13 protein-coding genes and 1 other RNA gene are annotated in these 12,830 nt (G+C 67.5%); 7 read left to right on the top strand and 7 right to left on the bottom strand.

Annotated features, from left to right (window positions below):
• Window positions 1–34: 34 nt before the first annotated feature.
• Genes ftsL through mraZ form a run of 3 tightly spaced genes read right to left on the bottom strand, consistent with a single transcriptional unit; the run spans window position 35 to window position 1,808 of the window.
• Window positions 35–298 carry a cell division protein FtsL gene (ftsL, locus tag ACDH77_RS03785; RefSeq protein WP_005910928.1) on the bottom strand — a complete coding sequence of 88 codons (264 nt, stop codon included), beginning with the start codon at window positions 296–298 and terminating at the stop codon, window positions 35–37.
• Window positions 295–1,338, bottom strand: coding sequence for a 16S rRNA (cytosine(1402)-N(4))-methyltransferase RsmH (rsmH, locus tag ACDH77_RS03780; protein WP_031421095.1), 1,044 nt, complete (start codon window positions 1,336–1,338; stop codon window positions 295–297). Before rsmH ends, ftsL begins: the two co-directional genes overlap by 4 nt.
• A gap of 14 nt (window positions 1,339–1,352) precedes the next feature.
• Window positions 1,353–1,808, bottom strand: coding sequence for a division/cell wall cluster transcriptional repressor MraZ (gene mraZ, locus ACDH77_RS03775; protein ID WP_005910933.1), 456 nt, complete (start codon window positions 1,806–1,808; stop codon window positions 1,353–1,355).
• A 315-nt stretch (window positions 1,809–2,123) separates the two neighbouring features.
• Here mraZ and ACDH77_RS03770 point away from each other — a divergent pair, with 315 nt between their 5' ends.
• Genes ACDH77_RS03770 through ACDH77_RS03760 form a run of 3 tightly spaced genes read left to right on the top strand, consistent with a single transcriptional unit; the run spans window position 2,124 to window position 3,505 of the window.
• Entirely contained in the window at window positions 2,124–2,891 is a 768-nt protein-coding gene (locus tag ACDH77_RS03770; RefSeq protein ID WP_042774063.1) for an NRDE family protein, read from the top strand.
• 48 nt (window positions 2,892–2,939) lie between these two features.
• Entirely contained in the window at window positions 2,940–3,191 is a 252-nt protein-coding gene (locus tag ACDH77_RS03765; protein ID WP_008571282.1) for a type II toxin-antitoxin system CcdA family antitoxin, read from the top strand.
• Window positions 3,188–3,505, top strand: coding sequence for a CcdB family protein (locus ACDH77_RS03760; RefSeq protein ID WP_031421091.1), 318 nt, complete (start codon window positions 3,188–3,190; stop codon window positions 3,503–3,505). The genes ACDH77_RS03765 and ACDH77_RS03760 overlap by 4 nt, the downstream gene beginning before the upstream one ends.
• Before the next feature lie 480 nt (window positions 3,506–3,985).
• Here the strand turns inward: ACDH77_RS03760 and rnpB are convergent.
• An RNA gene (rnpB, locus tag ACDH77_RS03755) (RNase P RNA component class A) lies at window positions 3,986–4,335 on the bottom strand.
• Window positions 4,336–4,481: 146 nt separating this feature from the next.
• A complete protein-coding gene (gene rsmI / locus ACDH77_RS03750; protein WP_029818675.1) occupies window positions 4,482–5,303 on the bottom strand; it encodes a 16S rRNA (cytidine(1402)-2'-O)-methyltransferase in 822 nt (273 codons plus the stop codon).
• 120 nt (window positions 5,304–5,423) lie between these two features.
• Here rsmI and ACDH77_RS03745 point away from each other — a divergent pair, with 120 nt between their 5' ends.
• From ACDH77_RS03745 to ACDH77_RS03730, 4 genes are read left to right on the top strand one after another with little or no spacing between them, the layout of a single operon-like run.
• A complete protein-coding gene (locus ACDH77_RS03745) occupies window positions 5,424–7,115 on the top strand; it encodes a penicillin-binding protein activator (protein WP_014089390.1) in 1,692 nt (563 codons plus the stop codon).
• Window positions 7,116–7,118: 3 nt separating this feature from the next.
• The gene (locus tag ACDH77_RS03740) at window positions 7,119–7,487 is read left to right on the top strand and encodes a YraN family protein (protein WP_014089389.1); all 369 of its coding nucleotides are present in this window, start codon (window positions 7,119–7,121) and stop codon (window positions 7,485–7,487) included.
• Between the two features lie 29 nt (window positions 7,488–7,516).
• Window positions 7,517–8,056: a metal-dependent hydrolase gene (locus ACDH77_RS03735; RefSeq protein WP_042773797.1), complete on the top strand. Its 540-nt coding sequence runs from the start codon at window positions 7,517–7,519 to the stop codon at window positions 8,054–8,056.
• Window positions 8,053–9,438, top strand: coding sequence for an FAD-binding oxidoreductase (locus ACDH77_RS03730; RefSeq protein ID WP_031421086.1), 1,386 nt, complete (start codon window positions 8,053–8,055; stop codon window positions 9,436–9,438). Before ACDH77_RS03735 ends, ACDH77_RS03730 begins: the two co-directional genes overlap by 4 nt.
• A 13-nt stretch (window positions 9,439–9,451) precedes the next feature.
• Here the strand turns inward: ACDH77_RS03730 and ACDH77_RS03725 are convergent, their stop codons facing one another.
• Complete coding sequence (locus tag ACDH77_RS03725) at window positions 9,452–10,168, bottom strand: response regulator (RefSeq protein WP_014089386.1); 717 nt, start codon at window positions 10,166–10,168, stop codon at window positions 9,452–9,454.
• Window positions 10,158–12,818 (bottom strand): sensor histidine kinase KdpD, encoded by a 2,661-nt coding sequence (locus ACDH77_RS03720; RefSeq protein WP_031421084.1) that lies wholly within the window; start codon window positions 12,816–12,818, stop codon window positions 10,158–10,160. The genes ACDH77_RS03725 and ACDH77_RS03720 overlap by 11 nt, the downstream gene beginning before the upstream one ends.
• Between the last annotated feature and the right edge of the window lie 12 nt (window positions 12,819–12,830).

The following is a 12,830-nucleotide window of genomic DNA, read 5'->3' as shown; positions in this document are numbered from 1 at the left end:
CTGCGTCGTGCAACGCGGTTGTCCTGCCGCAAGCTCATGGGCGCACCACCACGATGTCGTTGGTCTCGGGGAACTTCATCCCGATGCGCGCACGTGCGACCTGGTCGACCCGGTTGCTTTCCGCCCAGGTGGCCTGCTCCAGCTGCAGCCGGCCGAATTCGATATTCAATTCGTCGCGCGTGTGCTCGAGCTTGGACAACTGCACGAACAGCTTGCGATGCATGTGGCGCATGTACACCACACCGATCGCCGAGGCGATGCTGCAGGCAAGCAGCACGACGAGCAGCAAGCGGCTCATGCGGCGTCTCCTTGAGACGCCGGGATTGGGGATTGGGGATTTGGGATTCGCTTGGAGCGCTCTTCCAATCCCGAATTCCGAATCCCGACTCCCAGCTTTTCAGCTACCCGCAACACCGCGCTGCGGGCACGCGGATTGACGTTCAATTCGGCGTCGTCGGCCTTGATCGCGCCGCTCACCAGCTGCAGCGTGGGAACGAACGGCTGGGCTTCGGGCAAGCGGCGGTTGCTCGGCGGGGCCTTGGCATAGCGGGCCATGAATTGTTTGACGATGCGATCTTCCAGCGAATGGAAGCTGATCACCGCCAGCCGGCCGCCCGGCTTGAGCGCGTCCAGGGCGGCGTCCAGCCCGGCTTCCAGATCGGCCAGCTCGCGGTTGATGTGGATGCGGATGGCCTGGAAGCTGCGTGTGGCCGGGTGGGTCTTGCTGTCGCCGCGCGGCATCACCGACGCGATCAGGTCGGCCAGTTGTGCAGTGCGCAGCAGCGGCTGTTCGGCGCGCCGCGCCACGATGGCGCGCGCGATGCGGCGGCTCTGGCGTTCTTCGCCATAGGTCCACAGCACATCGGCGATCTCGCGCTCGCTGGCCTGCGCCAGCCACTGCGCCGCGCTCTGGCCGTTGTCCGGGTCCATGCGCATGTCCAGCGGGCCGTCCTTGCCGAAACTGAAACCGCGCCCGGCCACGTCCAGCTGCGGCGAAGACACGCCCAGGTCCAGCAGGATCCCGTCGACGGTGGCCACGGCCACCACCTGGCCGAGTCCGGCAAAACTGCCGCGATGGATGGACACGCGCGCATCGCCACCGAAGCTGTGTTCGGCCACCGCGATCGCTTCGGGGTCCTTGTCCATCACCAGCAGTCGACCTCCCGGGCCAAGGTGTTCCAGCACGCCGCGTGCGTGCCCGCCACGCCCGAACGTGCCATCCAGATACGTTCCGTTTTCGGTCACTTGCAGGCCATCCAGAACCTGCGTGTACAGCACCGGCACATGCGCCGCCGGCGGCTGCGACACCGGGTGACCGGGCTGCGCTTCACCGCGCATCCGGGCACCCCGGCTCACAACCTGAGATCGAGCAATTCATCGCCCAGATCCCCGTCAGACAATGTCTGCTGGATCAGTGCGCGATGTGCCTGCTCGCTCCAGAGTTCGAACTTGTCGCCCATGCCCAGCAGCACGGCCTTTTTTTCGATGCCCACCGCATTGCGGTGGCTGGCCGGAATGCTCAGACGGCCGTTGGCGTCCAGCTCCAGCACGGCGGATGAACCCACCAGCTTCTGTTGCAGCGTGCGGACCACGCGCTGGGTATTGGGCTTGGACATCACGTCGTCGCGCACCCGCTCCCACTCCTTTTCCGCATATAGCCACAGGCATCCGGCTTCGAAGGGGTTGTAGGTGAGGACCAGGCGATTGCCGCTGACACGCGCAACGAGGTCGCGGTATGCGGTTGGCACCGCCATACGCCCCTTGTCGTCCACCGTGATGGCAGTCTCGCCCTGAAACACCGAATGCAACCTCGAATACCCGCTGGGGGATCATTGAACCACGAAAAACCACAAAACACCTGGTTTTCCCTCCGTTGCCCACCTTAGCAGTGCGTCAAAGGTTGTCAACAGTTTTCAAGACCACAAATCGCCAGTTGCATCAATGAGTTGCGGCACTCTTTAGAGACTTGTTCAAAGGTTATCCACAAGTTGCTGTTTCGTCTCATATTTTGAGATTGAACGGAAATTCAGGGCGGTGAAGGCCATGTAAACCCGACTGCCGTCTCACTTCACATTGCGCCAGCTACGTATCCCAACTGCGCAAACAAGGTGACAATCGGCGGCATGTGTCTGGTCGCTCTTGCCTGGAAAGCCCACCCGCGCTGGCGTTTGCTGCTGGCGGGCAACCGCGACGAATTCCATGAACGTCCCACTGCGGCACTGACGCGCTGGGCGGCGCCGGCCGACAACATGCTGGCCGGCCGCGACCTACGCTCCGGTGGCAGTTGGGTTGGCCTGGGTCGGGACGGACGCGCTGCGGTGGTCACCAACGTGCGTGACCCGCTCGCCACGGCCTCGGGGCGCTCGCGCGGGCATCTGATCGCCGACTATCTGTCTGGCAGCCTGAGCGCTACTGCCTACGCCAACGCACTGGCTGGTGCCGCCCACGAGTTCCCACCTTTCAACCTGTTGCTGTGCGACGCCGACCGTTGCGAGCACCTGAGCAACCACCCGCCGCTGGCACGGCAACTGGCTGCGGGCATCCATGGCATGTCCAACGGGCCGCTGGATGCGCCGTGGCCCAAGACCGCCGCGCTGACCAGGGTGCTGCACCGCTGGTGCGCCAGCGGCGAGGAAGACCTGCAGCCGCTGTGGGCCGCCCTGGGCAACCCGGCCATCGCCCCCGACGCTGCGCTGCCGCAGACCGGCGTGGACCTGCCCACCGAACGCCTGCTCTCGGCCGCCTTCATCAGCGGCCCCAGCTACGGCACCCGCGCCAGCACCATCGTTGCGGTAGACCATCACGGCCACGGCTTCATCCACGAACGACGCTTCGGGCCGAATGGGAGTTTCCAGGGCGAGACACGCCTGGAGATCCCTGGCTCGCGTTGACAAGCCACAATCATGCGCATAGCGTGCGCATAAACCAGGAGCCAACGCATGAATCGCTATTACGACGTTTCAGCGCAGAAGAAGCCGCTGAATCTGACCATCAATGCCGACTTGGCGGCGCAAGCCCGCGCGATGACTGGCAACCTTTCGGCAAAGGTGGAAGAGTTGCTGGCCGAGTACGTCACCAAGGAACGCGACAACCACAGCGCCAGAGCGCTTGAGCTGCAACGCGCCGCGAGCGAATGGAAGGTCTTCACTGAAGCGCACGGCTCCTTCGCCGACGAGTTCTCCACGCTATGACCGGCCAGTTCGATGTCTACGCCAATGTCGGCCAGAACAAGAACATCCCGTACGTGGTGGTGGTCCAGTCGAAGATCTTCGACGCCTCTCCTCGCCGCGTCGTCGTGCCCCTGGTCATCAAGTCCGGCCACTCCCCGACCCCATCCCGTTTCACCCCGGAACTCACCGTCGCCGGCCACAGCGTCATCCTGCAGCCTCTGGAAATGACCTCCGTGCCGCTGGCCGTGCTCAACAAACCTGCCGGCACATTGAAGGACCAAGGCCAGATCATCATCGACGCCCTGGACGAGCTGCTCACCCGCTCGTTCGGTTAAGCGCAAAACAGAAAAAAACGCGTCAAGCAAGGCCGCAGCAACGCACACAGCGTTCGCCGCGAGGGCAAAGCCCAAGCCAAGCAGTAAAGATCGAAGCAGCAATCGCATTGATCGCAAACAGCCGAAAGCAACAGACAACTTACCGAGTGCAAGCCCTCTTGAATCAAGGGGGCGCGGCGACAGCCGCGGGGATGTGGCAGGCCCGGAGCGAGACCCGCGTCTTGTACCGCCTGCAGCGGTACCAAGCGTGGGCGCCTTCGAGAAGGGCGAACGCCCGAATGAAGGCGGCGACGCGTCGCGAGAGCCTCGACCAACGACCTACGCCTCGACCAACTGCCTACCTGCAAGCCCCCTTGAGTCAAGGGGGCGCGGCGACAGCCGCGGGGATGTGGAATGCCCGGAGCGGGACCCGCGTTTTGTATCGCCTGCGGCGGTACAAAGCGTGGGCGCCTTCGAGAAGGGCGAACGCCCGAACGAAGGCGGCGGAGCCGGCCGATAAGCCGGGTTCTGTCGTGGACAGTCATTCGTCTAGGCGCTACGTCACCGCAGCGCTCAAGCAACCTACCCGGATCCAGCGCGGGCCACGCCAATGGATCCCTATTTGGTCTTGCTCCAGGTGGGGTTTGCCGTGCCGGTCCGTTACCGGACTCGCGGTGCGCTCTTACCGCACCATTTCACCCTTACCGGCTCCCCGAAGGGAACGTAGGCGGTATCTTTCTGTTGCACTGTCCGTCGGCTTGCGCCGCCCAGGCGTTACCTGGCACCTTGCCCTATGGAGCCCGGACTTTCCTCGGCACTCTTGCGAGTGACGCGACTGTCTGGCCGACTCCGCCGGGGCGCATTCTACGCTATCGCTGCAGTACAAAACGGCGCGGCGATTTCACGCTGGCCATTGCCTTGTAGGAGCGCACCCGTGCGCGAAAGGGGGTACCGACCCACCACCGTCGCGTTCAGGCATGCTCCTGGGATGACCGCATTAGCCGCCATACAACGCCTTCCGCGGCGCGCCAGTCAGCTCGGCGGCGAGCTTGGCGGCGGTGGACGGGGGCAGGTGCTCGGCGAGCTTGGCGTAGACGCGGCGGCCTTCGGCGAGCTGCCCGTCGGCAGCGTCGGCGGCGCCCTGCACCATCACCACGAACTCGCCCTTGCGCTGGTTGTCGTCGGCTTCGACCTGGGCCTGCAGCTGCGCCAGGCTGCCGTCGAGCACGGTTTCGAACAGTTTGGTCAGCTCGCGGGCGATCACCGCCGGGCGGTCATCGCCGAAGGCCAGGCGCAGGTCGGCCAACGATTCGACGATGCGGTGCGAGGACTCGTAGAACACCAGGGTGCGGGTCTCGCCGGCCAGCCGCGCCAGGCGCTCGCGGCGGGCGGCGCTCTTGGCCGGCAGAAATCCCTCGAAGCCGAAACGGTCGCTGGGCAGGCCGGCCACGCTGAGCGCGGCGATCGCCGCACAGGCGCCCGGGACCGGGCTGACCTTGATGCCGGCCGCACGGGCGGCGCGCACCAGCTTGAAACCGGGGTCGCTCACCAACGGGGTGCCGGCGTCGCTGACGATGGCCAGCGACTCGCCTTCGCGCAGGCGCGCCACGATGCGTTCGGACATGGCGTCTTCGTTGTGGTCGTGCAGCGCCAGCAGCGGGCGGTCGATGCCGAAATGGCCGAGCAACTGGCGGGTATGGCGCGTGTCTTCGGCGCAGATCGCGGCCACGCCACGCAACACCTCCTGCGCGCGCGGCGACAGGTCGGCCAGGTTGCCGATCGGCGTGGCGACCACGTGCAGGGTTCCAGGGGACGTCATCAGCGGTTTTCCGGGGGCAAAGGGTAGAATCGTAGCGTTTTTAACGGTCCGCCCCGGCGGCCCCTGTCCAATGGATCTGAAATGAACAAGCGTGTTGCAAGGATCTCTGCCCTTTCGCTGATGGTGATGCTGGCCGCAGGTTGCGCCACCAGCAGCGTCACGCCGACCGCCTCGCCGACGCAGAGCGCAGCGCTGGCACTGCTGGATCAGGGCAAACCGCGCGACGCCGCGCAGCAGTTGGAAGCCGAAGCCGCCAGTGCCAGCGGCGCGCAGCGCAGCCGGTTGCTGGCGGCCGCGGCGTTCGGCTGGCACGACGCCGGTGACGATGCGCGGGCCCGCACGCTGCTGGCGCAGGTCAACCCACGCCACCTGAGCGGCGAGGAGCGGGCTCGCTTCGGGCTGCTCACCGGCGAGCTGGCGGTGCTCGACAAGCAGGGCGCGCAGGCGTTGCAGGCCCTGGGCGACAGCCCGCAGGGGCTGACCCAGCCGCTGCAGACGCGCTGGCTGGTGGCACGCGCTGCGGCGCTGGAAGCCACCGGCGACCTGTTCGGCGCCGCAGCCGACCGCGCGCGTGCCGATGCCAGCCTGACCGGCACCGTGCGCAGCGACAACCAGCGCGCGATCGTGCGCCTGCTTGCCGCGCTCGACGACGCCACCCTCAAGGGCCGCACCGCGGCACTGCCGGCCGGCGACCCGTTGTACAACTTTGCCGGGCGCGCGTTGATCAGCCGTGGCCTGGCGTTGCCGCGCGCCTTCGAGCGCGATGCGCAGTGGGGCTTCGACACCAGCAAACGCCCGCCGGCCGAGCGCGATGGCTACCGCCCGCCGGTCAAGCTGGGCGTGCTGCTGCCGATCACCGGCAACCTGGCCACCGCCGCCGCGCCGGTACGCGATGGCCTGCTGGCCGGCTACTACGCCGAAACCCGCCGCCGCCCGGAAGTGCAGTTCTTCGACACCGCCGGCACCCCGGCCGGCGCCAATGCCGCCTACGACAAGGCGGTCAACGCCGGGGTGGATTACGTGGTCGGCCCGTTGGGGCGCGACGAGGTCAGCGCGCTGTTTGCGCGCGGCCAGTTGGCGGTGCCGGTGCTGGCGCTCAACCGCCCCACCGACAACAAGGCCCCGCCCACCGGCAGCGCAGGCTTCTCGCTGGCGCCGGAAGACGACGGCATCATGGCCGCCGAATACCTGCTCTCGCGCGAACGCCGCAACGTGCTGATCGTCGGCACCAGCGACGACAACGGCAAGCGCACCATCAAGGCCTTCCGCGACCGTTTCAGCGAACGCGGCGGCACGGTGGCCGGCAGCATCAGCGTGGCCGATGCGCCGGGCGATATCGGTGCGCAGTTGCGCAATTACGGCACTGCCGATGCAGTGTTTCTGGCAGTGCGCGGCAATACTGCGCGTGCGCTGGCGCCGCAGCTGGCGTTGGCCGGGTTCGCCGGCAAATCGCGCGTGGGTACCTCGCAACTGGTGGCCGGCACCGGCAAGGTCGAAGACGATCTGGCGCTGGATGGCATCGTCTACCCGAGCGAAACCTGGACCGCCCTGGGCGTGTCCGGCCTGCCGGCGGTCAGCCAGGTGGCCAGCACCCTGCCCAGCGCACGCGGCCCGGCCGCCCGCCTGTTCGCGTTCGGCTACGACGCCTGGAAGATCACTGCGTACCTGGAAAAACTCGCCACCGGCACCGATGGCGGCCTGCGCGGCGCCACCGGCACCCTGCACCTGGATGGCTTCGGCAATGTGTTGCGCACGCCGGCCTGGTCCACCTTCAGCGGCGGCCGCCCGACGCCGATCGCCGACGGCCGCTGAGCCATGCCGGCAGCGCGTCAGCAGCGTGGTGCGGCGGTCGAAGCGGCCGCACGCGCGTTGCTGGAGCAGGCCGGGCTGCGGCTGGTGGTTGGCAATGCCAACTACCGTGGCGGCGAACTGGATCTGGTGATGCGCGACGGGCCAGCGCTGGTATTTGTGGAAGTGCGTTACCGGCGCGACGACCGCTTCGGCGGCGGTGCGGCATCGGTGGACTGGCGCAAACGTCGCAAACTGGTGCTGGCCGCGCAGTTGTTTCTTGGCGCCCACCCGGCCCTGGCCGCGCTGCCGTGCCGCTTCGATGTGGTCGATGCCAGCGGCGAACCGCCGGTATTGCACTGGATCCGCGACGCGTTCCGCGCCGACGATTGCTGACCGCCACCGACGCTCACGCCAACGTTTTTATGCCAACCGTCATGACCCACGCAGCCGTGCCATTGGCGCTGTGGTGCGCCAGTGAACGCGGCCGCATCTCGCCACGCCTGCTCGCGGCCGGCGTGGCGGCGGCGACGCTGCCCGATGCCGATGTGCTGGCGTTCGCGCTGCACATTCCCTACGCCGATGCGTTTGGTCATCGCGGTGCCAGCCACTCGCTGTTGTTCGCCGCAATCGTGGGGTTGCTCGGCGTTGCGTCACATCGCCTGTTGCGCGCGGATGCCGTGCAGGCGTCTGTGTTTTTGTTCGTCTGTGCCGCCTCTCACCCGCTGCTGGATGCGATGACTTCCGGCGGCCTGGGCGTGGCACTGGGCTGGCCGTGGAGCCAGACACGCTGGTTCGCACCATGGCGGCCGATCCGGGTGTCGCCATTTGCCACCGGCTTCTTCAATGCGCGTGGCCTGAGCACGCTGCTCTCCGAGCTGCGCTGGGTCTGGCTGCCGCTCACCGTCGCCGTGCTGGGGTGGAAATGCATCCAGCGCGCGGCACCACAGGATCGCAAGTCATGACCGATGTACTTCCCACCGCACTTGCCGAGGTATTGGCCACGCGCCTGGGTACCGATGGCTGGTTGACCGGCGACGATGCGCGCCGCCGCTATGGCGAAGACGATTCGCGCCGCTGGGCATTGCCTGCCGCAGTGGCGTTGCCGCGCGACACCGATGAGGTGGTGGCGATCGTGCAGGCGTGCCGTGCGCACGGCGTGCCGATCGTGGCGCGCGGCGCCGGCACCGGCACCACCGGCGCGGCGGTGCCGTTTTCCGGCGGCGTGGTGGTGTCGATGGCGCGCATGAACCAGATCCTGGCACTGCGTCCGCAAGACCGCTGCGCGGTGGTGCAACCGGGCGTGCTCAATGGCGACCTGCAGCAGGCGCTGCAGCCGCACGGATTGTTCTGGCCGCCGGATCCGTCCAGCGCGGAGATCTGCAGCGTCGGCGGCAATCTATCCACCAACGCCGGCGGCCCGCGCGCGGTGAAATACGGCGCCACCCGCGACAACGTGCTCGGCCTGGTGGCCGTCACTGGCACCGGCGAGGTGATCCGCTGCGGCGGTGCGTATACCAAGAATTCCACCGGTTACGACCTCACCCACTTGCTGGTGGGCAGCGAGGGCACCCTGGCGATCATCGTCGAGGCGACCTTAAAGCTGACCCCGCGCGCAATCGCGCAAGCCGGCCTGCGCGCGCTGTATCGCGATGCCTCCAGCGCCGCAGCCGCAGTGTCGCGGCTGATGGCACAACCGACCACGCCGACCATGCTGGAATTCATGGATGCCAGCGCGATTGCGCTGCTACGCCGCAATGGCAGCGACGTACCCGACGCCGGCGCCATGCTGTTGATCGAAGCCGACGGCGATCACGACACCTTGCCCTACGCGCTGCAAGCCCTGCACGAGGCGGCCGATGGCCAGGGCGTACTGGGCCTGGACGTGGCCGCCGATGGCAGCGCGCGCGACAGGTTGTGGGCCGCACGCCGTGCCTTGTCGCCGGCCTTGCGCACCATCAAGCCGGGCAAGATCAATGAGGACGTGGTGGTGCCGGTGTCGCGCATTCCCGAACTCGTCGCCGGCGTGGAAGCACTCGCTGCGGAATTCGCGCTGCCCATCGTCGCCTTCGGCCATGCCGGCAACGGCAACCTGCACGTCAACATCATGTACGACCCGGCCGATGCCGACGAAGATGCCCGCGCACACGCCGCCCTGCCACGGCTGTTTACGCTGGTGCTGGCGCTGGAGGGCACGCTCTCCGGCGAACACGGCATCGGCGTGGCCAAGCGCGATTTCATGAGCCAGGCGTTCAATCCAGCCACGCTGGCGGCCATGCGCGCGATCAAGGCCGCGCTGGATCCGGATGGCATCTTGAATCCGGGGAAGGTGTTGCCGCCCGCCTAGCGACGCGCAGGACTCACCGCGTGCCCCCGATAAACCGCAGCCCCACGCCCGGCTCGGTGACGATGTAGTGCGGGTCGGCGGCGTCGTCCTGCAGTTTCTGGCGCAGTTTGCCGACCAGGATGCGCAGGTAGTGGGTGTCTTCTTCGTGGGTGGGGCCCCACACCTCGCGCAGCAACTGCGGCTGGGTGACCACGCGGCCGGCGTGTTTGAGCAGCAGTGCGAGCAAGGCGTATTCCTTGCGGCTCAGCGGCACGGCCTCGCCATGCAGGGTAACCTCGCGCAGGCCCAGATGGATATGCAACCGGCCGTCGTCGAACACGCTTTCTTCCACCGTGCTGCCGGCGCCGGCCTGGCGCAGCAACGAGCGGATGCGGGCCATCAATTCCTGCACGCCGAAGGGCTTGGTGACGTAGTCGTTGGCGCCGGCATCGAGCGCGGCGACCTTTTCGGTTTCGCCGGCGCGCACCGTGAGCATGATCACCGGCACGTTGGACCACTGGCGGATCTCGCGCAGGACTTCATGCCCATCGCGATCGGGCAGGCCGATGTCCAGCACCACCAATTCGGCGCCCTGCCCGGCCAGCAAGGCCAGGCCTTCTTCGCCGGTGCCGGCCTGCAGCACGCGATAGCCCTGCGCACGCAGGCTGATGTCGAGAAAACGACGGATCTGCGGCTCGTCGTCGACGATCAGCACGCGGGCGGGCGGGATGGCGGTGAGGTCAGTCGGCATCGGGGCGAGGTGGCGCGGCGGGAACGAGCAACGGCAGCGTAATGCGGATTGTGGTGCCGTGACCATGCGCGCCTGCCAATGCCTCCACGCTGCCCCCGTGCGCGCCGATCATGCCCTGGCAGATGGCAAGACCCAAGCCGGTGCCGTTGCGCCCGCGGTCACCGCGCTCCACGCTGTAGAACATGTCGAAGATCCGCGCGCGCTCGTCTTCGGGAATGCCCGGCCCCTGGTCGCCGATGTCGATCTGCAGCGCGCCGGCGCGCAGCTGCGCGTGCACGGTCACCGGCACGCCGGCTGGCGAAAATTTCGCCGCATTTTCCAGCACGTTGAAGATGGCCTGTTCCACCAGCGCCGGGTGCACCCAGATCGCCGGCAGGTCGGCGGCCAGGTCCAGTTGCAGGCGCACCTCCGGCTGGTAGCGCTGCAGGCGGCGGGTGGCCGAGCCGATCAATTCATCGACGCCGATCCAGTCGCGATTCAAGGTCAGGCCTGTGTGGCCGAGCCGGGTCATGTCGAGCAGGTTCTGGATGTAGCGATCCAGTCGCTCGCCTTCGAGCTGGATGGTGTCGAGCAGGCTGTGGCGGTCGTGCGCGTCCATCGCATCGCCGTAGCTGGCCAGGCTGCTGGCCGAGCCGATCATCGAGGCCAGCGGCGAGCGCAGATCGTGCGAGACCGACGAGAGCAAGGCAGAACGCAGGCGCTCGGTTTCACCACTGACGCGTGCGCCTTCCAGATCGGCGACCAGGCGCGTGCGCAGCGCGGCCTGGCCGATGTCTTCCACCATCGCTTCGGCCAGGCGGCGTTGCTCCAGGCCGGGCCGTTGCAGGGTCTGCCGAAAGCGCAGCGCGGCCACACCCAGCGTGCCGCGCTCGTGGCGCACCGGCAGGCACCACCATTGCGCGCCGGCCAGGGTATCGGTGAAGCGGCCGGCCGGTTGGCCGTGGCGCTGGGTCCAGTCTGCGGCGCTGCGATCGAGCGCACCGAAGCTGGCGGGTGCGTCGCTTTCGCGCTGCTCCAGGCGTAGCCAGACGTCGGCATCCAGAGCAGTGGTCAGCGCGCGACGGCCGGCTTCCAGCACCTGCCCCAGATCGGCCGCGGTGCTGAGCTGGCGACCCAGTGCCTGCAAGGCGTTGGCATGCGCATTGGCCGCGCGCAAGGCCAGTACCTGGCTGCGCAGGCGCGAGGCCAGCCGGCCGGCGACCAACGCGGCGATCAAGAACATGCACACCGTCACCACGCCCTGGCGCGCGCTGATCTGCAAGGTGAAACGCGGTTCAATGAAGAAGAAGTTGTAGGCGACAAAACTCAGCAATGCGGCAACCACCGCCGCAGCCATGCGTGTGCGCGAGGCCACCAGCACCACCGCGACGATGAACACCATCGACAGGTCGTCGATATCGGTCCAGCGTTGCAGCAACCACGCCACCCCCACCGCACCGGCTGCCGCGATCGCAGCGAACGCCATGTCGTAACGCTGCAGCCATTGCCGCGGGTTGCGCCAGCGTTGGCGCGCACGTGCGCGCGCATCGGCGGAGCTGACGATGACCAATTCGTAATGCGCGCCACGTTGCAGCAATTGCTGGGTCAGCGTGTGGTTGAACATGCGCGCCAGCGGGCGCTCGCGGGTGCGCCCCAGCACCAGGGTGGAAATGCCGTTTTGCGAAGCGAAATCCAGCAAGGCATCGGCCACGTTGGTGCCGTGCAGCAGCGCGCTGTCGCCACCGAGACGATGGGCGAGCGCGAATGCGCGATCGATTTCCAGCTGCCAGGCCGCATCGGTCACGGTGCGGGTCTGGACGGTGACCACCGTCCACGGTGCATCGCGCCGCTCCGACAGGCGCCGCGCCACGCGCACCAGATAATCCGAGCTGCCACGGCCATCGATGGCTACCACCACGCGGCGTCGCAACGCAGCGGTGCCAGGCAGGCCGCGCGCGGCCTGGGTATCGCGCAGATCGCTGTCGACGCGGTCGGCAGCGGTCTGCATCGCCAGCTCGCGCAACGCGGTGAGGTTGGAAGGCGAGAAAAACGCCTGCAACGCCTGCGTGGCCTGCTCGGGCAGATACACCTTGCCCTGCTGCAGGCGCTCGATCAGTTCGCGTGGCGGCAGGTCCACCAGCACGATGTCGCGCAGGCGGTCGAACACGGCATCGGGCACGGTCTCGGACACGCGCACGCCGGTGATGCGCAGCACGATGTCGTTGAGGCTTTCCAGGTGCTGGATGTTGACCGTGGTGTAGACGTCGATGCCGGCATCGAGCAACTCCACGATGTCTTGCCAGCGCCGCTCATGGCGGCTGCCGGGCACGTTGCGGTGCGCCAGCTCGTCGATCAGGGCCAGCCGCGGTTTGCGTGCCAGCAGTGCATCCAGATCCAGTTCTTCCAGCATGCGGCCCTGGTAACTGACCCGGGCGCGCGGCAGCAGCGGCACGCCTTCCAGCAGCGCCGCGGTTTCGCTGCGCCCGTGCGTCTCCACCACGCCGGCCACCACATCCATGCCCTGGCGCAGGCGCTCGCGCGCCCGCGACAACATGGCGTAAGTCTTGCCGACTCCGGGCGCGGCGCCCAGGAACACCGTCAGCCGCCCACCATGTTCGCGCTGTAATTCGCCGATCAGGGCGTCGGCTTGCTGGGTGCGGGCATCGGACATGCGGGAATGGAC

The organism is Xanthomonas axonopodis pv. maculifoliigardeniae (assembly GCF_041519315.1).
GTDB lineage: Bacteria > Pseudomonadota > Gammaproteobacteria > Xanthomonadales > Xanthomonadaceae > Xanthomonas > Xanthomonas euvesicatoria.
Note: the sequence above shows the minus strand (reverse complement) of the source record. Positions and strands in the feature narration are given on the sequence as shown.

Excerpts from the sequence above, each read along its gene's own strand:
- ACDH77_RS03745 (WP_014089390.1), top strand. The coding sequence starts at position 5,424 with ATGGTGATGCTGGCCGCAGGTTGCGCCACCAGCAGCGTCACGCCGACC.
- ACDH77_RS03735 (WP_042773797.1), top strand. The coding sequence starts at position 7,517 with ATGCCAACCGTCATGACCCACGCAGCCGTGCCATTGGCGCTGTGGTGC.
- ftsL (WP_005910928.1), bottom strand. The coding sequence starts at position 298 with ATGAGCCGCTTGCTGCTCGTCGTGCTGCTTGCCTGCAGCATCGCCTCG.
- ACDH77_RS03740 (WP_014089389.1), top strand. The coding sequence starts at position 7,119 with ATGCCGGCAGCGCGTCAGCAGCGTGGTGCGGCGGTCGAAGCGGCCGCA.
- rsmI (WP_029818675.1), bottom strand. The coding sequence starts at position 5,303 with ATGACGTCCCCTGGAACCCTGCACGTGGTCGCCACGCCGATCGGCAAC.
- rsmH (WP_031421095.1), bottom strand. The coding sequence starts at position 1,338 with ATGCGCGGTGAAGCGCAGCCCGGTCACCCGGTGTCGCAGCCGCCGGCG.
- ACDH77_RS03770 (WP_042774063.1), top strand. The coding sequence starts at position 2,124 with ATGTGTCTGGTCGCTCTTGCCTGGAAAGCCCACCCGCGCTGGCGTTTG.
- ACDH77_RS03765 (WP_008571282.1), top strand. The coding sequence starts at position 2,940 with ATGAATCGCTATTACGACGTTTCAGCGCAGAAGAAGCCGCTGAATCTG.
- ACDH77_RS03760 (WP_031421091.1), top strand. The coding sequence starts at position 3,188 with ATGACCGGCCAGTTCGATGTCTACGCCAATGTCGGCCAGAACAAGAAC.
- ACDH77_RS03720 (WP_031421084.1), bottom strand. The coding sequence starts at position 12,818 with ATGTCCGATGCCCGCACCCAGCAAGCCGACGCCCTGATCGGCGAATTA.
- ACDH77_RS03725 (WP_014089386.1), bottom strand. The coding sequence starts at position 10,168 with ATGCCGACTGACCTCACCGCCATCCCGCCCGCCCGCGTGCTGATCGTC.
- ACDH77_RS03730 (WP_031421086.1), top strand. The coding sequence starts at position 8,053 with ATGACCGATGTACTTCCCACCGCACTTGCCGAGGTATTGGCCACGCGC.